The following is an 18666-nucleotide window of genomic DNA, read 5'->3' as shown; positions in this document are numbered from 1 at the left end:
TCGCCGACGCTCCGCGTCGACTCCCTCCTCCGCCTTGCAGCTGCACGCACCAGACCCCGCTCGGCTCGGCCAAGAAGCACCGCACCTCACAGCCGACCTGATCCGCCGGACAGGCCCTGACCCGGCGGCCCCTCCTCTCCCCTCCTGATACGGCCCCGGTCCGTCACTACCGGGGCAGCACCACGACATACGCGGCGGGATCGCGGTCGCCCGCGGCCATCAGGGCCGTGCGGACGACCGCCGCCTGCTGCTCCATCGCGTCGCGCAGCTTCTTGGGCGTGACGTAGACGACCGTGATGCCCAGCCGCTCCAGGTGCTCGCGCTTGCGGGCGTACTCCGACCACAAGGCGTCCTCGTCCTGGCGCGGGGCGCGGGTGTCCAGCTCGACGGCCACCGCCTGCTCGGGCCAGTACGCGTCCAGGCCGCCGAGGTGCGGGCCGCCCGGGAGGCGCAGGTCCACGTTCCAGACCGGGTCGGGCAGGCCGTACTCGCTCACCATGCGGTAGAGCCGGTCCTCCGCGATCGCGCGGCCCTCGGCCAGCAGCGAGTCCACCGCGTCCACCACGTGCGGACGGCTCAGCAGCTTCGCCGTGGTCAACTCCCGTACCACCGCCGCCGGTTCGCAGTGCCCGCCGCGCACCGCCTCGGTCAGCAGCCGGCGTACCGCCTCCGCGTCCGCGAGTTCGGACACCGCGTCGGCCAGCGCGCGGGCCACCGGCGCGACCGGAACCCCCAGCCGCGGCTCGGCCGTCGGCATCGCGGCGGTGCGCACGATCCTGGCGCAGCCCGTCGAGCGCAGCCGGCGCAGCCGGGGCACCAGGACGTCGATGCGGTCCAGGGACGGCAGCGACGGCGCGGCGGCGAAGCCGTACAGGGCCAGCGCCGCGAGACCGGTGACCATCACCTCCGTGTACACCGGGCGGTGCGGCTCCTGCGGGTTCGGCTGGGCCGGCACCCCGGGGGCCGACTCGCGGGACGCGTACAGCAGCACCGCGTGCAGCCGCTCCTCGCCGGTCGAGGGGCCCGGGTGCAGCAGCACGACCCCCGGCAGCAGCTGCTGCCAGGGGCCGTCGGGGCGGCACTGCTCGTTCGTCTCCGCGGCGGACACACCGTGCGAGCGGAGCTGGGCCGCCGTCATCACCCGGCGGTGGACCTCGGCGAGGTGGTGGAGCGGGCGGGGGGAGAGCGGGGTGTTGTGGTTCATGACTGGGGGTTTCCCGCGCCAGAACCGCGTTTTAACCGCTGTTACACGCCCGTCGACAAATACGGACAAGGTGGCACTAAAGGACGGGTGTTCGGATGCCGATAAGGCCCCGAAAACCCCTGGTCCGAACGGGGAGGACCAGGGGTTACGGGTGTGATTGACCGGATTCCGTAACGGTGACCCGCGGCTTAATAATTGGCCAAAGCCTGGGCGTGCAGCGCCCGCGCCAGATCGTCCCGCGCCTCGAGCACCAGCCGCCGCAGCGCCGGCGCCGCCTCCTCGTGCGCCGCCAGCCACGCGTCCGTCGCGTCCAGCGTCGACTGCGCGTCGTCGGCCGTCGGGTACGCCGGGAACAGCCCCCGCACCACGTCCATCCCGATCTGGATCGACCGCTGCTCCCACACCCGCTCGATCGCCGCGAAGTACTTCTCCGTGTACGGCGCCGTCAACTCCCGCTGCGAGGGCTGCTGGAAGCCCGCGATCGTCGCCTCCACCAGCGCGTTGGACAGCGCGTCCGACTCGACCACCTGGGCCCACGCCTGCGCCTTGACGGCCGCCGAGGGCCGGGCCGCGAGACAGCGCACCTGGTGCCGCTTGCCGGACGCCGTGTCGTCCCGGGCCAGTTCGGCGGCCAGCACCGCCTCGTCCACCGCCCCGTGCGAGGTCAGCGGCTCCAGGAACGCCCAGCGCAGCTCCTGGTCGACGGCCAGGCCCTCGATCGTCTCCGTGCCGTCCAACAGCCCCCGCAGCAACGCCAGATCGCCGGGCGCCGACGCCACCGACGCGAAGAACCGCGCCCACGCCAGCTGTTGCTCACTGCCCGCCGCGGCCCCCCGCAGGTCCCGCAGCGCGATGTCCGCCAGGATCTCCCCGCCGGTCCTGCGCCACCACGGCGGCGAGTAGTTCACCAGCGCCGAGTTGGCCCACGCGTGCAGCATCTGCAGCACACCGATGTCGGTCTCCCGGCGCCCGAACCGCGCCACCATGTCGATGAAGTCCGGCGCGGGCAGCAGCGCGTCCCGGGTCATGTTCCACAGCGCCGACCAGCACAGGGCACGTGCCATCGGGTCGGTGAGCGCGCCCAGGTGCTCGCGCAGGGTGTCGAGCGAGGTCGCGTCGAAGCGGGTCTTGCAGTACGTGAGGTCGTCGTCGTTGACCAGCACCAGCTCCGGGGCGTCCGCACCGGCCAGTTCCACCACGACCGTCCGCGGACCGTCGACGTCCACCTCGGCCCGCTCGTAGCGGACGAGCCGCTCGTCCTGCATCCGGTACAGGCCCACCACCACCCGGTGCGGGCGCAGTTCGGGGTAGGACTCGGCCGCGTCCTGGAGCACGGTCAGCTCGGCGATCCGGCCGCCCTCGACGTCCAGCACCACCTGCGGAGTGAGGGAGTTGACCCCGGCCGTCTGGAGCCAGGACCGCGACCAGGACGCCATGTCCCGCCCACTGGTCTCCTCGAGCACCGACAGCAGATCGGCGAGGCGCGTGTTGCCGTACGCGTTCCGCTTGAAGTAGCGGCGCGCGCCCTCCAGGAACGCGTCCTGACCGACGTACGCGACGAGTTGCTTGAGCACCGAGGCGCCCTTGGCGTACGTGATGCCGTCGAAGTTGAGCTTGGCGTCCTGGAGGTCGCGGATGTCGGCGGTGATCGGGTGGGTGGAGGGGAGCTGGTCGGCGCGGTAGGCCCAGGCCTTGCGGCGATTGGCGAAGGTGATCCAGCCGTCGGTGAAGCGGGTCGCGCCGACCAGTGCGAACGCGCCCATGAAGTCGGCAAAGGACTCCTTGAGCCACAGGTCGTCCCACCACTCCATGGTGACCAGGTCGCCGAACCACATGTGCGCCATCTCGTGCAGGATGACGTTGGCCCGGCTCTCGTAGGACGCCCGTGTCACCTTGCCGCGGAAGATGTACTCCTCGCGGAAGGTGACCAGGCCCGGGTTCTCCATCGCGCCGAGGTTGTACTCGGGCACGAACGCCTGGTCGTACTTCCCGAAGGGGTACGGGTAGTCGACGTGCTCGTGGAAGAAGTCGAGCCCCTGTTTGGTGACCAGGAAGATGTCGTCCGCGTCGAAGTAGGGCGCCAGGCCCTTGCGGCACAGCGCGCCGAGCGGGATCTCCAGCTTCGTACCGTCCTCGAAGATGCGCTCGTAGGAGTCGGTCACGTAGTGGTACGGGCCCGCCGTCACGCAGGTGATGTACGTCGAGATCGGCTTCGTCTCCGCGAACCGCCACACGCCGTCGGTCAGCGTGCCGGCGCCGTTGGACCACACCGTCCAGCCCTCCGGCGCGCGCACCTCGAAGCGGTAGGGGGCCTTGAGGTCGGGCTGCTCGAAGTTGGCGAACACCCGGCGGGCGTCGGCCGGTTCGTACTGCGTGTAGAGGTAGACCTCGCCGTCCTCGGGGTCGACGAAGCGGTGCATGCCCTCGCCGGTGCGGGAGTAGGCGCAGCGGGCGTCGACGACCAGCTCGTTCTCCGCGGCCAGGTCCTCCAGCTGGATCCGTACGCCGTCGAAGACCGCGCCCGGGTCGAGGTCCCTGCCGTTGAGGGAGAGGGCTGTCACGCTCGGCGCGATCAGGTCGGCGAAGCTGGTGGCGCCCGGCTCGTTGCAGCGGAAGCGGATCGTGGTCACCGAACGGAAGGTGCGCGGTTCGCCGTCCGCGTCGCCGACGGCGGAGCGCAGGTCGAGCGACACCTCGTACCCGTCGACGGACAGCAGGGCGGCCCGCTCGCGGGCCTCGTCACGGGACAGATTCTCACCGGGCACGGACGGCACTCCTTCGAGCATGACGGACAGAGCGGGAATACGGCGGAACAGGACCGATCCTGCCATGTGCCCCTGACGGGGGGCACCCGGGAATGAGGTCGGCCGCCCCCGGTGTTGTTCGCGGAAAGAGCCGTATTTCTTGAGGAGAGCAATGTCCGAGACCGCGACCACCTCCACCAAGACCCCCGTCGACTTCTGGTTCGACCCGCTGTGCCCCTGGGCCTGGATGACCTCCCGGTGGGTGCTGGAAGTGGAGAAGGTGCGGGACATCGAGGTCCACTGGCACATCATGAGCCTGGCGGTGCTCAACGAGCCCAAGCTGGACGAGCTGCCCGAGGAGTACCGCGAGCTGCTGTCCACCAAGGCCTGGGCGCCGATCCGTGTGGTCACCGCGGCCTGGCAGAAGCACGGCGCGGACATCCTCGGCCCGCTCTACACCGCGCTCGGCACCCGCATTCACAACCAGGGCGAGGGCCCCACCCGTGAGGCCATCGCCGGCGCGCTCGCGGACGTCGGCCTGCCCGCCGACCTGATCGACTACGCCGACCAGGAGGACTTCGAGTTCGACGCCGAGCTGCGCGCCTCCCACAAGGAGGGCATCGACAAGGTCGGCCAGGACGTCGGCACCCCCGTCATCGCCGTGCCCGGCCCCGACGGCGAGCAGATCGCCTTCTTCGGTCCGGTCGTCACCCCCGCCCCCAAGGGCGAGGAGGCCGCCCGCCTGTGGGACGGCACGGTCGCGGTCGCCTCGGTCCCGGGCTTCTACGAGATCAAGCGCAGCCGCACGGCGGGCCCGGACTTCAGCAACCTGTAGACATCCTCACTCGGAGGCGGCGGCCTTCTCCTCCCGGAACTTCTCGGGGAGATCGCCGCCGCCTCGCGCGTGGTACGCGGGCTGGTACCGGACACAGCCCTTGACGACGCAGCGCCACAGGTCCTCCACGTAGTGCCGGGACCCCTTCTCGTCACGGACCGCGGCCTTCTCGGCCCCGTTCATCATCTGGAAGTCCTGCCACCCGAGACAGTTCGGGCACCACCGTCGAAGCACAGTCATGAACGCCTCCTCGCCACGCACGACCAGGCCGGTAGTACACCGCGATTCGCCTGCGCCCGCTCCCGAAATCACCGGGTCCGGTAAGGGGGGATCCGGCGAGACGGCGGCCCTTGCGGGGTTTCGCGGGGGCGGGTCGGGTCTCGACGGCGGCCGTCCTGCGCCGCACTTCGAGGCGCGCGACCGCTGCCGGGTACGCGCCGCGCGGCGCGCTCCGGCCGGCCCGGGCGCTCGCCGCGCGTACGTGGCCTCGGGCCCACTGGTTCTTGGGCCCGCCGGCCTCGGGCCCACCCGCCCTGGACGCATCGGGCCTTGGATCCGGCGCCTTGGGCCCGTCGGCCAGAACCTGTCCGCTCCGGTCTCACCGGCTCCGGTGGCGCGCCACCGCCAGCCGGCCGAGGTGGTCCTCGAAACCGGTGGAGTAGTACGCCGCGCGGTCCGGGTCAGGCGCGACGATGCGGGTCGGGCGGGTCCATGCGCTCGTGTCCAGGGAGATGCCGTGGCGGGTGGCCGCCGCCATGACCGCGCCGCGGGCGCCCACTTCGCCCTCGGTCACCCGGAGCGGGCGGCCCAGGACGTCGGCCAGCAGCTGCATCCACGCGGGGCTGCGCGTGCCGCCGCCGCAGACGGCGAGGGTGCCGGTCAGGCCGGCCGCCGTCAGGCAGTGCCGGGCCGCGTAGCCGATGCCCTCGCAGGTGGCGCGGATCAGGTCGCCCTTCGTCGACTCCAGGCTGACGCCGGTGAGTTCGGCGCGCAGGCGGGGTTCCACGAAGGGGGCACGTTCGCCGGACGGGGCGAAGTACGGCAGCACCCGCACACCGTGCGCCCCGGGCGATGTCCCGGCGAGCAGCGTGTCGACCTCCTCGTGCCGGACGCCCGTCGTCGACAGCACCCAGTCCAGGGCCGCCGTACCGACCATCGCCGGCATCGCGCGCAGCCGGTGCCCGGGCCGGTCGGTCGAGATGTACAGGCCGGCCGGCTCGCCGCTCAGATCCAGGTCGGTGGTGGCGACCAGCGCGGCCAGACAGGTACCGACGATGAGCAGACCGTCGCCAGGAGCCGTGACACCCGCGCCGAGCGCGCAGGCCGCCAGGTCGTACGGCCCGTTCGACACCCGTGTCCCGGCCGGCAGGCCCTCGCCGCGCGCCTCGGCGGTCGTGATCGGGTCGCCGACGGGCGCGAGCAGCCCGCGCCGGTGCCCCAGGCCGAGCAGCTCGACGACCGACTCGTCGTACCTCCGGGTCCGCGGGTCGAGGAACGGCATCGACGCGTCGGAGACATCCGTGCCGGCCGGCGCCCCTGTCAGCCGACGGAAGACCATGTCCTTGCAGTACAGGGCGGTGGCGGCCGCGTCGAGGGACTTCGGCTCGTGCCGGTCCAGCCAGGCCAGCAACGGGCCCGGGCAGCCCGGGAACATGGCGCTGCCGGTGCGGCGGAACACCGTCTCGAAGGTGCCGTCCGCCAGCCACCCGTCGAGCAGTTCATGAGCCCGGCCGTCCATCCAGGAGAGGGCGGGACGCACGGGCATCCCCTGTCCGTCGACCAGCCAGACACCGTCGCCCTGCCCGGTCAGCCCCGCCAGCTCGACCGGCCCCGGCACCCGTAGCGTCAGCCGCCCCAGCACTCCGACGACCGCCCGGTACACCTCGTACATGTCCTGCTCGACCCGGCCCTCGTGCAGGGCGAGGCCCACGGGGCTTGCCTCGACGGCCAGTTCACGACCGGCGTGGTCGAAGGCGGCGGCTTTCACGGCGGACGTGCCCACATCGATGCCGATGTACATGCCGGGGGCCTCCTCGGGGCGGACGGTGATGTGTGGGGGTCGGGGTTCACGTCACACGGCGACGGCGTTTCACCTCGTAAGTCGGCGGCCGCTCACGTCAGTTGGTGCGCCAGCGGCTCCCCCCGCACCCACCGCCCGACCTCCTCCGCCGCGATCCGCGCCGCCTTCTCCGCCACCGCGCGCGCCGCCCCGCCCAGATGCGGGGTCATCACCACCCGGTCGCCGAGCCCGAACAGCCGTGACCCCGCGGGCACCGGCTCCCGCTCGTACGTGTCGAGTCCCGCCGCCGACAACCGCCCGCTCTCCAGGGCGTCGCAGAGCGCGTCCTCGTCGAGCAGCGGGCCGCGGGCCGCGTTCACGACCACCGACCCCTCGGGCAGCAGGGCGAGTTCACGGGAGCCGATCAGACCGCGGGTCTCGGGGGTGAGACGGGCGTGCAGGGTGATCACCCGGGAGCGGCGCAGGAGTTCGTCGAGGGAGGAGACCCGCAGCCCGTGGATCTCACCGCGGACATAGGGGTCGTACACCATCACCTGCGCCCCGAACGCGCACAGCACCCGCGCCACCCGGCTGCCGACGGCGCCGTAGCCGACCAGCCCGACAGGGAGGTCCTCCAGCTCCAGACCGCTGTGTTCGTACGTGTAGTAGGCCGAGCCCTGCCAACTGCCCTGTCCGGCAAGGAGGTTGTGCGCCTGCGGGATCCGGCGCAGGGTCGCGAGGAGCAGGCCGACGGCGAACTCGGCGGTGGCGGCGGCGTTTCGGCCCGGCGCGTAGGAGACGCGGACGTCGTGGATCTTCGCCGCGTCGAGGTTGACGTTGACCGGGCCGCCGCGGCACACGACGACCAGGCGCAGCCCCGGGGCGGACTCCAGGACGCGTTCGGTGACCGGCGCCATCTGCGTGACCAGCACCTCGCGGTCGTCGGCGAGCGCCTCGATCAGTCCGTCCTCGGTGCCGCTCGCCTCCTCGACCTCGGCGACCGGACCGAACGGTTCGAGCGGCCACGGCAGGGTCAACTCCCGTACCGACGCTTCTCGTTCGCGCAGCTCGACGGCCACGGCGCGGGTGATCAGACCGGGTACGACGAAGTGGTCACCGGCGGCCAGGACACGGACAGGGTGGTTCGGCGCGGGGAGGGGGCTGTTCATGGCGGTGGCTCTCCCGTCGGGCAGACCTCGTAGCGGACCTTGTGCTCGTCCAGGTCCCGCAGTGCCTCGGCCGGCGCGCCGTCGTCGACCAGGAGCAGGTCGAAGCGGGAGAGCGGGGCGACCCGGTGCAGGGCGGTCCGGGCGAGCTTGGTGTGGTCGATCAACAGCACGTTGCGCGCGGCCGAGTCGAGCATCGCCCGCTTCACCGACACGATGTGCTGCTCCTGGTGGTAGGCGTAACCGCCGTGCACGGCCGACGTCGACGCGAAGCAGACGTCCACCCGCAGGGACTGGACCGCCTCGACGCAGGAGACGCCGAGGAAGGAGGAGTGCAGCGGGTCGTAGTCGCCGCCCAGCGCCATCAGGTGGATACCGCGCTGGTCGGCGAGGAGGGTGATCGCCTCAAGGAAGTTGGTGACCACCGTCAGCGGGGTGATCTCGCCGAGGCGGAGCCTGCGGGCCAGCTCCAGTGCGGTCGTGGAGTCGTCCAGCATGATCGCCATGCCGGGCTCCAGCTGCCGCATCGCGCGGTCGGCGAGCGCGGCCTTCTCGGCGAGCATGGTCTTCAGGCGGTACTGCACGTTCGACTCGAAGACACCGGACGGCTGCGCGGTCACCCCGCCCCTGAACTTCCGTACGATCCCCTGCCGTTCGAGCTCGTCGAGGTCCCGGTGGATCGTCATCAGGCTCACGCCGAAGCGCTCGGCGAGATCGGCGGCGGTCGCGGAGCCCTCGGCCAGGACGAGTTCGGCCAGCGCCGAGCGGCGGACCGCGGGACCCTGCTGCGCGCTGCCGCTCACGGCCTCTCCGATTCATGGTCGTCCGTCGTGGTCATCGGGCGTCGTGATCCGCAGACATCCCGTCGGCATCCGTCGTACTGGACCGCCAACCGAGCGTGTAACGGCGAATGTCGGCCGTCAATCCCTCGCGCGAGCGAAAAACTCGGGTCAATATCGATGATGGGTGTGAAGTTCTCAGAGTCGGTCGTGACGCGTGGGAGGTCCGGATGGCGGCGGATGAGGGCGAGGCGTGGCTGGGCGTCGACCTGGGCACCCAGAGCGTCCGCGTACTGCTGGTCACGGCCGACGGGACGGTCCTCGGCCGCGGCTCCGCACCGCTCGCCGGACGCCGGGACGGGGTACGGCACGAGCAGGACCCGGAGGACTGGTGGCGGGCGCTGCGCACGGCGTCCCGGGCCGCGCTCGCCGACCGGCTGCACGTACGCGTCGGCGGCCTCGCGGTCTGCGGCACCTCGGGAACGGTCCTCCTGACGGACGGCACCGGCCGCCCGGTGACGCCGGCGCTCATGTACGACGACGGGCGCGCGTCGGCCCAGGCCGCGCGGGCGCGCCGGGCGGGCCTAGCGGTGCAGGACACATGGGCACTGCCGAAGGTGCTGTGGCTGGCGGGGGAGTACGAGGGTGCGGGCGGCCGGGGTACGGGCGGCGCGGGTCCGCTCCGGGGTCGGGGCGGGAGTGGCGGACGGCGATCCGGGCAGCCCTCCGGGTCGGCCGCCCACCCCGGATCCACCTCCCGCCCGCACCCCCACCTCCGCCTGGTCCACCCGCCCCGCCCGCCCCGGCTCCGGCTCGCCCACCAGCCCGACCTGATCGTCGCCCGGCTCATCGGTGAGCCGCCGCCCGCCGACTCCAGTCACGCCCTCAAGACCGGCTACGACGCGGAGGCCGGCGCCTGGCCGCACACCGCGCTGGCCGAACTGGGCCTGCCCGACGAGCTGTTCCCCGAGGTCGTACGGCCTGGCACCCGGCTCGGCGAGGTCACGTCGGCCGCCGCCGAGGCGACCGGCATCCCCGCCGGCACGCCGGTGATCGCCGGCATGACCGACGGCTGCGCGGCGCAGATCGCGGCGGGCGCGCTGCGGCCCGGCTCCTGGAACTCGGTGCTCGGCACCACGCTGGTCCTCAAGGGCGCCTCCGTCACCCCGGTCCGGGACGACACCGGCGTGGTCTACAACCACCGTGCGCCGGACGGCACTTGGCTGCCGGGCGGGGCGTCGAGCGTGGGCGCGGGCGTGCTGACCGCGGCCTTCTCGGGCGCCGACCCGGCCGCGATGGACGCACGGGCGGCGGCCTACGAACCGTCCGGCGCGGTGACGTACCCGCTGGTGTCACCCGGTGAACGGTTCCCGTTCCTGGCGCCGGCCGCCTCGGCGATCGTGCTGGGCGAGCCCGCCGACGGGGCCGACCTGTGGGCGTCCCTGCTCCAGGGCGTGGCCTTCGCGGAACGGCTCTGCGTGGACTACCTCGACCAACTCGGCGCCCCGCTGGACGGCCCCCTCACCTTCACCGGGGGCGCCGCCCGCAGCGCGTACTGGAACCAGCTGCGCGTCGATGTCCTGGGCCGCCCCGCCCGCGTACCCCACCAGACCGAACCGGCCCTGGGCATGGCCGCGTTGGCCGCCCACGGCACCGGCCGCGGCCCCCTGCCCGAGATCGCGGAGCGCATGGTCCGCATCCACACGGTCCTCGAACCCGACCCCGCCCGCACGGCCCTGTTCGCCGAGCCGTACGGCCGCCTGATCGACGAACTGACCGCGCGGGGCTGGCTCCCGGCGCCGGTCGCGGCCCACGCGCACGCCCGCCGCACCGGGACGACGGCGGACTGACGTCGCGCCGCGTACGCGTACTCCCGCCGAGCCTGGATACTCCGAAGCCATGAGCACCACCCTTCTGCTGGCCAGGCACGGGCAGACCGTCTGGCACGACGAGAACCGCTACGCCGGTGTCAGTGACGTCCCGTTGACCCCCACCGGGGTGGCGCAGGCCGAGGCGCTCGGGCACTGGATCGCCGCCCGTCCGGTCGACGCGGTGTGGACCTCGCCGCTGTCCCGGGCCGTGGCCACCGCCGAACCCGCCTGCCGCGCCCTAAGCCTGGTCCCGTCCCTCGACCCGGACCTGCGGGAGTGCGACTTCGGCGTGGTGGAGGGGCGCACGCTGGCGGAGTTCGCGGCCGCCTACCCGACCCGGGCCGAGGCCTTCCGCGTGGACCCGGCCGCCAACCCCTTCCCCGGCGCCGAGGACCCACGGGCCGCCGCGGCCCGCGGAGCGGCGGCCCTGCGCCGGATCGCCGCCGCGCACTACGGCGAACGGGTCCTGGTGGTCGCCCACAACACCCTGTTCCGCCTGGTCCTGTGCACCCTGCTGTCGATCCCGGCCAGGGAGTACCGCCGGGTCTTCCCGAGCCTGCGCAACGCGGCGGTCACCGAACTCCGGGTGGGCATCACGGGATCGACGGCGCTGCTGTCCCTGAACGTGCCCTGTGACCCGGACAACCGGTAAGCCGTCGCCCCATGGGAAGCCCCTGGGAGTCACGTCCTCCCAGGGGCTTCCGTCATTCCGCCTGCCGGTGAAGGTTGAGAAGACGATCACGAGGCAGGACGTTCATCGCGCCCTCAGGGGGCGAGCAGCAGCACATCCGCGCGGGACCTGGCGGCCTCGTAACGCCGGGCCACGTCCTGCCAGTTGACGACGGCCCACATGGCGTCGATGAAGTCGACCTTCTGGTTCCGGTACTGGAGATAGAAGGCGTGCTCCCAGGCGTCGAAGACGAGGATCGGGGTCGCGCCCTGTCCGACGTTGCCCTGGTGGTCGTAGACCTGCTCGACGACCAGCCGCCCGCTCAGCGGCTCGTACGCGAGGACACCCCAGCCCGAACCCTGCGTGGTCGCGGCCGCCTTGGTCAGCTGCGCCTTGAAGCCGGCGTACGACCCGAAGGACTCGGCGATCGCGTCGGCCAGGTCTCCCACACCGTCCGCCGCCAGCGGCTCGCCGCCCCCGTCACCGGTCATGTTGTGCCAGTAGATCGAGTGCAGGATGTGCCCGGAGAGATGGAACGCCAGGTTCTTCTCCAGCCCGTTGATCGCCCCCCACGACTCCTTGTCCCGCGCCTCCGCGAGCTGCTCCAGCGTGTCGTTGGCACCCTTCACATAGGCCGCGTGGTGCTTGTCGTGGTGCAGCTCGACGATCTCGGGACTGATCACGGGGGCGAGCGCGGAGTAGTCGTACGGCAGGTCGGGAAGCGTGTAGACGGGCATGGGTGGGTTCCCCTCCGAACCTCTTATTGCACAAGACTTGCAACTACACGTTAGCAACAAGAAGACCCCCGCGGGTGCACCGCGGGGGTCTTTCGGAACGGCGGGTCCTTACGCCGCCACGGACGTGTAGTGCGAGGCGTCGCCCTCGATCGCGTAGCTCTCCTTGCCCTCGATGCCGACGGGGACGTCACCGGCGACGGTCACGCGGTTCAGGCGGCGGGGGAGGCCGTCGTAGTTGTCGACGGCGTAGTGCTGGGTGATGCGGTTGTCGAAGAGGACGAGCTGGTTCGGGGACCAGCGGTGGCGCAGGATGTTCTCCGGGCGGGTGACGTACGACTGGAGCAGGTCGAGGATCTTGCGGGATTCGCCGACCGACAGGCCCACGATCCGCTGCGCGAACCCGCCGATGAACAGGCCGCGTTCACCGGTCAGCGGGTGGACGCGGACCACCGGGTGAGCCGTGCGGAACTTGATGGACGTGAACTGGGCGCGCTGGGCCGCCTTGTCGTCGTCGATGTCCTCCGTCGGCACCGCGTAGTCGTAGTCGTTGGTGTGCTCGGCCCACAGCGTGTCGGCCAACTGGCGCAGCGGCTGCGGCAGTTGGCGGTAGGCGGCGGCCGAGCTGGTGATCAGGGTCTCGCCGCCGTACGGCGGGAGCGTGATGCTGCGCAGGGTGCTGGCCTGCGGCGGGTTGAGGACGAACGTGACGTCCGTGTGCCAGTGGTTGGCGCGGCCCTGCTCACTGTCGACGGGCAGCACGTTCGGGGCACCGGCGACGGAGGGCACGGTCGGGTGGGCGGTGGTGAGGTCGCCGAAGTGCCGGGCGAACGCCTCCTGGCCGGCGTCGTCGAGGTGGACGTCGTCGAAGACCAGGGCCTTGTGGGTGTTGAGGGCCTCGCGGAGGGCGGCGACCGTGTCCTCCGCGAGCGGCTGGGAGATGTCCACGCCGGAGACGCGGGCGCCGATGTGGGCGGTGACCTTCTGGATCTGGATGTCGAGTGTCATGACCTGGGCCTTTCAGACGAGGGCGGGTGTCTGGACGTACTGGTTGGCGGGGCGGGGGAGCCCGTAGCGCTCCCGGAGGGTCTGCCGGGGCCCGTACTCACTGCGCAGCAACCCACGGGCGCGCAGGATCGGGACGACGTGGTCGACGAAGGCCTCAAGACCCGAAGGCAGCACCGCCGGCATGATGTTGAAGCCGTCGGCCGCGCCCTGCGTGAACCACGTCTCGATCGCGTCGGCGACCTGCTCGGGTGTGCCGGCGAAGGTGAGGTGGCCGCGCCCGCCGCCGAGCCGCCCGATCAGCTCCCGCACGGTGAGCCGGTCGCGCCGGGCCAGTTCCACCACGAGGGTGTAGCGGCTCTTGGCACCTTCGACGGTGTCCTCGGAGGGCAGATCGGCCGGCAGTTGGGCATCCAACTCCAGTACCCCGGCGGGCAGTTGGAGCAACCGCTCCAACCGATCCACTCCGTGCTCGTACACGATGTGGTCTTCGAGCAGCCGCTCGTTCGCCCGCGCCTCGGCCTCCGTGGAGCCGAGCACCGGCACGATCCCGGGCAGCACCTTGATGTGGTCGGGGTCCCGGCCGGCCGCCGCCGTACGGGACTTGAGGTCGGCGTAGAAGGCCCGCGCGTCCTCGATCGTCTGCTGAGCGGTGAACACCGCCTCCGCGTACCGCGCGGCGAAGGCTTTCCCGTCCTCGGAGGACCCGGCCTGCACGAGCAGCGGGTAACCCTGGGGCGTACGCGGCACGTTGAGCGCGCCCTCGACGCTGAAGTAGGCCCCCCGATGCCGAGGCGGATGAATCTTCCGGTCGTCCCCCCACACCCCGGCGGCCTTGTCCGCGAGGATCGTGTCGTCCTCCCAGCTGTCCCAGAGCTTGAGCGCCACATCGAGGAACTCGGCGGCCCGCGCGTACCGCTCCGCGTGCGCGGGCTCGGCATCCAGCCCGAAGTTCCGAGCGGCCTCGGCTCCTGCGGTGGTGACGATGTTCCAGCCCGCCCGGCCGCCGCTGATGATGTCCAGCGAGGCGAACTTACGGGCCAGGTTGTAGGGCGAGTTGTAGGACGTCGACGCGGTGGCGATCAGCCCGATGTGCTCGGTCGCCGTGGCGAGCGCGGTGAGCAGCGTGAGCGGCTCCAGCGCACCGGCCGGCCGCTGGGCCAGGTTGTTCCACAACTGCGGCCCGTCGGCGAGAAAGAGCGAGTCGAAGGTGCCGCGCTCGGCGGTCCGAGCGAGCTGCACGTAGTGGTCGAGCCGGACGTGCGCGTACGGATCGCTCTCCGGCAACCGCCAGGAGGCTTCGTGGTGGCCGGTGTTCATGAGGAAGGCGTTGAGGTGGAGGGTGCGGGGCATGAGGTGTCCTTCGTGTGTTTCAGCCCGTCCGGCGTTTGAGGACGAGGCCGTTCAGGCCGAAGCGGGGTCTGGGGGCGCAGCCCCCAGTGGGGTCGAAGGGGCAGCGCCCCTGGGATGGGACGGGTAGGGGCGGCGGGGGCGAGGAAATCCGGCGTCACCCGACGTCCTCGGTCACACCGAGCGCCGTCAGCAACCGCTCCCGGTATTCGCCGAGCAGAGGATCGCGATAGGAGCGGGGATGGGGACGATCGATGGCCAGGTCGAGCCCGACGCGCCCGGCATCCAGCACCAGCACCCGGTCCGCGAGGACGATCGCCTCGTCCACGTCGTGCGTGACCAGCAACACCGACGGCCGATGCCGCTCCCACAACTCCCGCAACAGCGCATGCATCTTGATCCGCGTCAACGCGTCCAGCGCCCCGAACGGCTCATCCGCGAGCAACAGCTCCGGCTCCCGCACCAACGACCGCGCAAGAGCCGCTCGCTGCTGCTCACCCCCCGACAACTCACCCGGCCAGGCCCGCTCACGCCCGGCGAGCCCGACCTCCGCGAGAGCGGCCCGCCCCTTCTCCTCCCCACCGGTCCCCAGCCCCAGCAGTACGTTGTCCAGCACCCGTCGCCACGGCAGCAGCCGAGAGTCCTGGAAGACGACCGACACCCTTTCCGGGGCGGCGAGTTGACCACTCCCGGCGACCTCGTGGTCCAGGCCCGCGACGGCCCGCAGCAGCGTGGACTTGCCGGAGCCGCTGTGCCCGAGCAGGGCCACGAACTGTCCGGCGGGGATGTCCAAGTCGAGGCCGTCGAGGACCGTACGCCCCTCGAACGACCGGGTCAGGCCGCGCAGTCGGACCGCGGTGGGCCGGGTCAGTTGCTCAGTGTGCGGCGCCACGACAGCACCCTCCGTTCGATGAGACGGACCGTGCTGTCGGAGATCAGGCCGAAGATCCCGTAGATGAGCAGACCGACGAGGATCACGTCGGACTGGCCGTAGTTGGTGGCCTGGAACATCATGTAACCGAGGCCGCTGGTGGCGTTGATCTGCTCCAGGACCACCAGGCCCAGCCAGGAGCCGGTGACGCCGAGCCGGAGTCCCACGAAGAATCCGGGCAGCGCGCCGGGGATCACGATCTGCCGGACGAACTGGATCCTCGACAGCCCCTGGACCTCGGCGAGTTCGACGTACCGGCTGTCGATGCCGGACAGCGCGGCATGCGTGTTCAGGTAGATCGGGATGTAGACGACGATCGCGATGATGGCGATCTTGAAGGTCTCGCCGATGCCCAGCCAGAGGATGAACAGCGGGATGAGACCCAGCGTCGGGATCGCCCGGTTGAGCTGCACGGTCCCGTCGATCAGCGCCTCCCCGACCCGGCTGAGCCCCGAGGCGAGCGCCAGCAGCACCCCTGCGGTGAGCCCGATCGCGAAGCCGTACGCGGCCCGTTCCAGCGAGGTCAGCACATCGGTCGGCAGTGTGCCGTCGGTCCACAGCCGCCCGGCGGTCCGCGCCACCGTCCAGGGCGCCGGGATCGCCCCGGGATCCAGCTGCCCGGCGGCGGAGGCGATCGCCCACAGGCCGATGAACAGGGCGGGCCCGATCATCCGGGCGGCGGGCAGCCGCTTGCCGGGGGAGAGGCGCCGGCGCCTGCGCACCCGGTGGACGGTGTCGTCCTCGACGGCCACGGCGTCCGCGCCCGCGCTCACGGTGGTGGTGCTCACGGCGCTCATTTGCGGTACTCCGCCGGTACGGCCCGCGCGGCGATGGCCTCGAAGCGGCGGTCGAAGAGCGAGTCGACCTTGAAGCTCTTCACGAAGCCGCCCTCGGCGAGCAGCTCGGCGGTCTCCTGCTCCCACTTCACCGCCTCGTCCCAACTCGGCGGGAACAGCGGCTTGTTGGCGAGCTTCGTGATGCCCTCGGCCTGGGCGAGGGTCAGGTTCTGCGTCTTGACGTAGAACTCCTCGTTCCAGATCTCGGGGTGCTCGTACTGCCACACCTGGCCCTGCGCCCACTGCGGGATGTACGCGGCGACGGCCGCCGCCTTCGCCGGGTCGGCCAGCACGGAGGCCGGCGCCCACAGCAGGTTGAGCAGGTCGACGACGTCCGTGTCGATGGTGCGGGCGCCCTTGGGCCCGTACTGCTGGAGGTAGGCGGGCGCCTGGCTGTTGCCGAGCGGGGCGATGTCCACCTGGCCCGACTGGAGGGCGGTGAGGAACTGGTTGCTGGTCAGCGGCACCAGCTTCACGTCGTCGTACGCGATCCCCGCCTCCTTCAACGCCCGCAGCAGCACGACGCCTTGGGCCTGGCCCTGCGAGAAGGCGAGCTTGCGGCCCTTGAAGTCGGCGACCGTGCGGATGTCGCTGCCGGGCTTGGTGGCGAAGAGGTAGTTGGGTTTCCGGGTGACGTTGATCGCGACGATCTTCGCGTCGAATCCCTGGTAGTGCGCCTGGATCGGTGGAATACCGGCGTTGTTCGCCAGGTCCAGGGACTTCGCGCGGAATGCGTTGATGACATCGGGACCGGCCCCGATGTTCAGCCAACTCGACACCGTGAACGGCAATTTCGGCAGCTTCGCCAGCTTGAACTGGAGTTGCTGGGTGTTCAGATACGAGGAGATCTTCAGACTGGTGCCGGCCGGGACCTTCTCGGCGAGCGGGGCGGAGAGGTCGGCCGCCGACTTCGCGGAGGCCGTGGTGGAGCCCGCGCAGCCGGTCAGTCCGACGGCCGCGACACCGAGCGCGGAGGCCAGGAAGAGACGCCGGTCGACACCGGAAAAAGTGGGAGAAGACATGGGAGGGCCCCTTGAGTACGGAGGTGGGAAAGCAGGCGGAATTCCGGGCACGGAAGGCCCGAGGAAGGGGAATTCACGCAGGAAGAGATACGCGCTCCGGGCGCGTCACCGCGTCAGCAACAAAGGGTGCGACAGGTCATGAGAAGAATGCTCCTGGTCATCCGTGATCCCTGTCAACATTCGGAGTTTCTGAATTAAGTAGCCTCAGGTGAGGCACTCAACGGATCCCGGTACAGCACGTCGAGCACGACCGAACCGCCCGCCACCGCGAGCACGGAGTCCGGGAAGCTCGTCGGCACGACGGACCCGGCGCGCTCGTCGCCGACCCCTTCGCGCAGCGCGGCGAGGCAGTCCTCCCGGTGTATGACACCGATCTCGGTCACCACCACCGTCTCCGGGTTGAGCACGTCGAGCAGCAGCCGCACGGCCCGGCCGACGGCACCCGCCCGCTCCACCAGCAGCCGTACGGCCCGTTCGTCGCCGGCGGTCGCCGCGGCGAGCACGTGCATCGGGTTCACCCCGTCGACGACACCGGCCCGCCGGGCCCGCAGGCACAGCGTCCGTTCGCTCAACTCGGCCTGGAGGCAGCCCGTTCGGCCGCACTCGCAGGGCTCCGTGCCGCCCGGCACCGGCAGATGCGCGATGACGCCGGCCTGCGAGCGCGGCCCGTGGTGCACCTCGTCGCCCGAGGCGAACGCCGAGTCGACGACGTTGCCGACGAACAGGTGCAGCACGCTCCGGCTGCCCCGCGCCCGCCCGAAGAGCCGCTCCCCGTTCACCAACGCCCGCGCGTGGCCGTCGACATGGACCGGCAGCCCGGTGCGCGCGCCGAGCGTCTCCCGCACCGGGACGTCCCGCCAGCCCAGCAGCCCGTGCTCGACGACGGTCCCCGAATCGCGGTCCACCCAGCCGCCGACGGCCACCCCGACACCCAGCGGCCGGCTGCCGCGCGCCTCGGCGAGCAGCGCGTCCAGCCCCTCGGCGGCGCGTGCGAGGACCCACCCCGGATCGGTGCGCTCGTGCTTCAATTCCCGCCGGGCGACGACCTGTCCCCGCAGATCCAGCAGCGCGACCGTGGTGTACGGCACCGCCACATGCACCCCGCCGACCACGAACCGCGAGTCGTCGAGATCGACCGGCACATGCGGCCGCCCCACGCCCTTGGACCGCCGGGGCGCCGACGCCTCGCGGATCAGGCCGAGTTCGGTGAACCGGGCGCAGTAGTCCGTCACCGACGCCGGCGACAGACCCGTGAGCCGGGCGATGGTGCTGCGCGCCACCGGCCCGTGCTCCAGCACGGACCGCAGCACGTAACTCGCGCTCGTCCGCCGCCGATCGGGATCGGCGGCGCGCTGCACGGACGTGGAGGTGGAGAGGGGAAGGGCAGGAACGGAGGTGAGCATGGATGCCATGGCGTTTTCATCCTCGGGAACGGGTCCGACAGTGCGCCGTCACTCGATTCGAGGCGCGTCCGGATCCGCTCCGCCCGCCCCGCTAGCTCCGGCGACAGCCGCTCGCGC

The 18666-nt window shown here is 71.6% G+C and carries 16 protein-coding genes; 3 read left to right on the top strand and 13 right to left on the bottom strand.

What is annotated here, in order from left to right; all coding sequences use genetic code 11:
* Positions 1–166 precede the first annotated feature (166 nt).
* Together ACWD5F_RS14065 and pepN are read right to left on the bottom strand one after the other, a co-directional pair.
* Complete coding sequence (locus ACWD5F_RS14065; RefSeq protein WP_451254095.1) at positions 167–1204, bottom strand: hypothetical protein; 1038 nt, start codon at positions 1202–1204, stop codon at positions 167–169.
* Positions 1205–1392: 188 nt separating this feature from the next.
* The gene (pepN, locus tag ACWD5F_RS14060) at positions 1393–3969 is read right to left on the bottom strand and encodes an aminopeptidase N (RefSeq protein WP_451254139.1); all 2577 of its coding nucleotides are present in this window, start codon (positions 3967–3969) and stop codon (positions 1393–1395) included.
* Positions 3970–4120: 151 nt separating this feature from the next.
* Here pepN and ACWD5F_RS14055 point away from each other — a divergent pair, with 151 nt between their 5' ends.
* A complete protein-coding gene (locus tag ACWD5F_RS14055; RefSeq protein ID WP_451254093.1) occupies positions 4121–4783 on the top strand; it encodes a mycothiol-dependent nitroreductase Rv2466c family protein in 663 nt (220 codons plus the stop codon).
* A 6-nt stretch (positions 4784–4789) separates the two neighbouring features.
* Here ACWD5F_RS14055 and ACWD5F_RS14050 read toward each other — a convergent pair whose 3' ends face one another.
* The 4 genes from ACWD5F_RS14050 to ACWD5F_RS14035 form a co-directional block, all read right to left on the bottom strand.
* A complete protein-coding gene (locus tag ACWD5F_RS14050) occupies positions 4790–5023 on the bottom strand; it encodes a hypothetical protein (RefSeq protein ID WP_451254092.1) in 234 nt (77 codons plus the stop codon).
* A 358-nt stretch (positions 5024–5381) separates the two neighbouring features.
* A complete protein-coding gene (locus ACWD5F_RS14045; protein WP_451254090.1) occupies positions 5382–6803 on the bottom strand; it encodes an FGGY family carbohydrate kinase in 1422 nt (473 codons plus the stop codon).
* Positions 6804–6895: 92 nt separating this feature from the next.
* On the bottom strand, positions 6896–7951 hold the full coding sequence (locus ACWD5F_RS14040; RefSeq protein ID WP_451254088.1) for a 2-hydroxyacid dehydrogenase: 1056 nt from the start codon (positions 7949–7951) through the stop codon (positions 6896–6898).
* Positions 7948–8751: a DeoR/GlpR family DNA-binding transcription regulator gene (locus ACWD5F_RS14035; protein ID WP_401721138.1), complete on the bottom strand. Its 804-nt coding sequence runs from the start codon at positions 8749–8751 to the stop codon at positions 7948–7950. The genes ACWD5F_RS14040 and ACWD5F_RS14035 overlap by 4 nt, the downstream gene beginning before the upstream one ends.
* A gap of 206 nt (positions 8752–8957) precedes the next feature.
* Here ACWD5F_RS14035 and ACWD5F_RS14030 point away from each other — a divergent pair, with 206 nt between their 5' ends.
* On the top strand, positions 8958–10577 hold the full coding sequence (locus tag ACWD5F_RS14030) for an FGGY-family carbohydrate kinase (RefSeq protein ID WP_451254086.1): 1620 nt from the start codon (positions 8958–8960) through the stop codon (positions 10575–10577).
* Between the two features lie 49 nt (positions 10578–10626).
* Positions 10627–11250: a histidine phosphatase family protein gene (locus ACWD5F_RS14025; RefSeq protein WP_451254084.1), complete on the top strand. Its 624-nt coding sequence runs from the start codon at positions 10627–10629 to the stop codon at positions 11248–11250.
* A gap of 113 nt (positions 11251–11363) precedes the next feature.
* Here ACWD5F_RS14025 and ACWD5F_RS14020 read toward each other — a convergent pair whose 3' ends face one another.
* The 7 genes from ACWD5F_RS14020 to ACWD5F_RS13990 all read right to left on the bottom strand — a co-directional run bounded on the left by ACWD5F_RS14020 (position 11364) and on the right by ACWD5F_RS13990 (position 18558).
* Positions 11364–12005, bottom strand: coding sequence for a superoxide dismutase (locus ACWD5F_RS14020; protein WP_401721129.1), 642 nt, complete (start codon positions 12003–12005; stop codon positions 11364–11366).
* A 108-nt stretch (positions 12006–12113) separates the two neighbouring features.
* Positions 12114–13010 (bottom strand): TauD/TfdA dioxygenase family protein, encoded by an 897-nt coding sequence (locus ACWD5F_RS14015; RefSeq protein ID WP_451254082.1) that lies wholly within the window; start codon positions 13008–13010, stop codon positions 12114–12116.
* Positions 13011–13022: 12 nt separating this feature from the next.
* Positions 13023–14360 (bottom strand): LLM class flavin-dependent oxidoreductase, encoded by a 1338-nt coding sequence (locus tag ACWD5F_RS14010; protein WP_451254081.1) that lies wholly within the window; start codon positions 14358–14360, stop codon positions 13023–13025.
* Between the two features lie 154 nt (positions 14361–14514).
* The gene (locus ACWD5F_RS14005) at positions 14515–15249 is read right to left on the bottom strand and encodes an ABC transporter ATP-binding protein (RefSeq protein ID WP_451254079.1); all 735 of its coding nucleotides are present in this window, start codon (positions 15247–15249) and stop codon (positions 14515–14517) included.
* Positions 15225–16085: an ABC transporter permease gene (locus ACWD5F_RS14000; RefSeq protein ID WP_451254077.1), complete on the bottom strand. Its 861-nt coding sequence runs from the start codon at positions 16083–16085 to the stop codon at positions 15225–15227. Before ACWD5F_RS14000 ends, ACWD5F_RS14005 begins: the two co-directional genes overlap by 25 nt.
* On the bottom strand, positions 16082–17146 hold the full coding sequence (locus tag ACWD5F_RS13995; RefSeq protein ID WP_451254075.1) for an ABC transporter substrate-binding protein: 1065 nt from the start codon (positions 17144–17146) through the stop codon (positions 16082–16084). The genes ACWD5F_RS14000 and ACWD5F_RS13995 overlap by 4 nt, the downstream gene beginning before the upstream one ends.
* A 194-nt stretch (positions 17147–17340) precedes the next feature.
* Positions 17341–18558, bottom strand: a complete 1218-nt coding sequence (locus tag ACWD5F_RS13990; protein WP_451254073.1) for an ROK family protein — start codon at positions 18556–18558, stop codon at positions 17341–17343.
* Positions 18559–18666: the final 108 nt, after the last annotated feature.

The organism is Streptomyces sp. NPDC002499, from assembly GCF_053595415.1.
The sequence above is the reverse complement of the archived record's forward strand: the minus strand, read 5'-3'. Positions and strand labels throughout refer to the sequence as shown.

What these genes read in the sequence shown, in the direction of transcription:
- ACWD5F_RS14000 (WP_451254077.1), bottom strand. Translation starts at nt 16,085, where the DNA reads ATGAGCGCCGTGAGCACCACCACCGTGAGCGCGGGCGCGGACGCCGTG.
- ACWD5F_RS13990 (WP_451254073.1), bottom strand. Translation starts at nt 18,558, where the DNA reads ATGGCATCCATGCTCACCTCCGTTCCTGCCCTTCCCCTCTCCACCTCC.
- ACWD5F_RS14050 (WP_451254092.1), bottom strand. Translation starts at nt 5,023, where the DNA reads ATGACTGTGCTTCGACGGTGGTGCCCGAACTGTCTCGGGTGGCAGGAC.
- ACWD5F_RS14025 (WP_451254084.1), top strand. Translation starts at nt 10,627, where the DNA reads ATGAGCACCACCCTTCTGCTGGCCAGGCACGGGCAGACCGTCTGGCAC.
- ACWD5F_RS14030 (WP_451254086.1), top strand. Translation starts at nt 8,958, where the DNA reads ATGGCGGCGGATGAGGGCGAGGCGTGGCTGGGCGTCGACCTGGGCACC.
- ACWD5F_RS14010 (WP_451254081.1), bottom strand. Translation starts at nt 14,360, where the DNA reads ATGCCCCGCACCCTCCACCTCAACGCCTTCCTCATGAACACCGGCCAC.
- ACWD5F_RS14045 (WP_451254090.1), bottom strand. Translation starts at nt 6,803, where the DNA reads ATGTACATCGGCATCGATGTGGGCACGTCCGCCGTGAAAGCCGCCGCC.
- ACWD5F_RS14040 (WP_451254088.1), bottom strand. Translation starts at nt 7,951, where the DNA reads ATGAACAGCCCCCTCCCCGCGCCGAACCACCCTGTCCGTGTCCTGGCC.
- ACWD5F_RS14065 (WP_451254095.1), bottom strand. Translation starts at nt 1,204, where the DNA reads ATGAACCACAACACCCCGCTCTCCCCCCGCCCGCTCCACCACCTCGCC.
- ACWD5F_RS13995 (WP_451254075.1), bottom strand. Translation starts at nt 17,146, where the DNA reads ATGTCTTCTCCCACTTTTTCCGGTGTCGACCGGCGTCTCTTCCTGGCC.
- ACWD5F_RS14055 (WP_451254093.1), top strand. Translation starts at nt 4,121, where the DNA reads ATGTCCGAGACCGCGACCACCTCCACCAAGACCCCCGTCGACTTCTGG.
- ACWD5F_RS14015 (WP_451254082.1), bottom strand. Translation starts at nt 13,010, where the DNA reads ATGACACTCGACATCCAGATCCAGAAGGTCACCGCCCACATCGGCGCC.
- ACWD5F_RS14020 (WP_401721129.1), bottom strand. Translation starts at nt 12,005, where the DNA reads ATGCCCGTCTACACGCTTCCCGACCTGCCGTACGACTACTCCGCGCTC.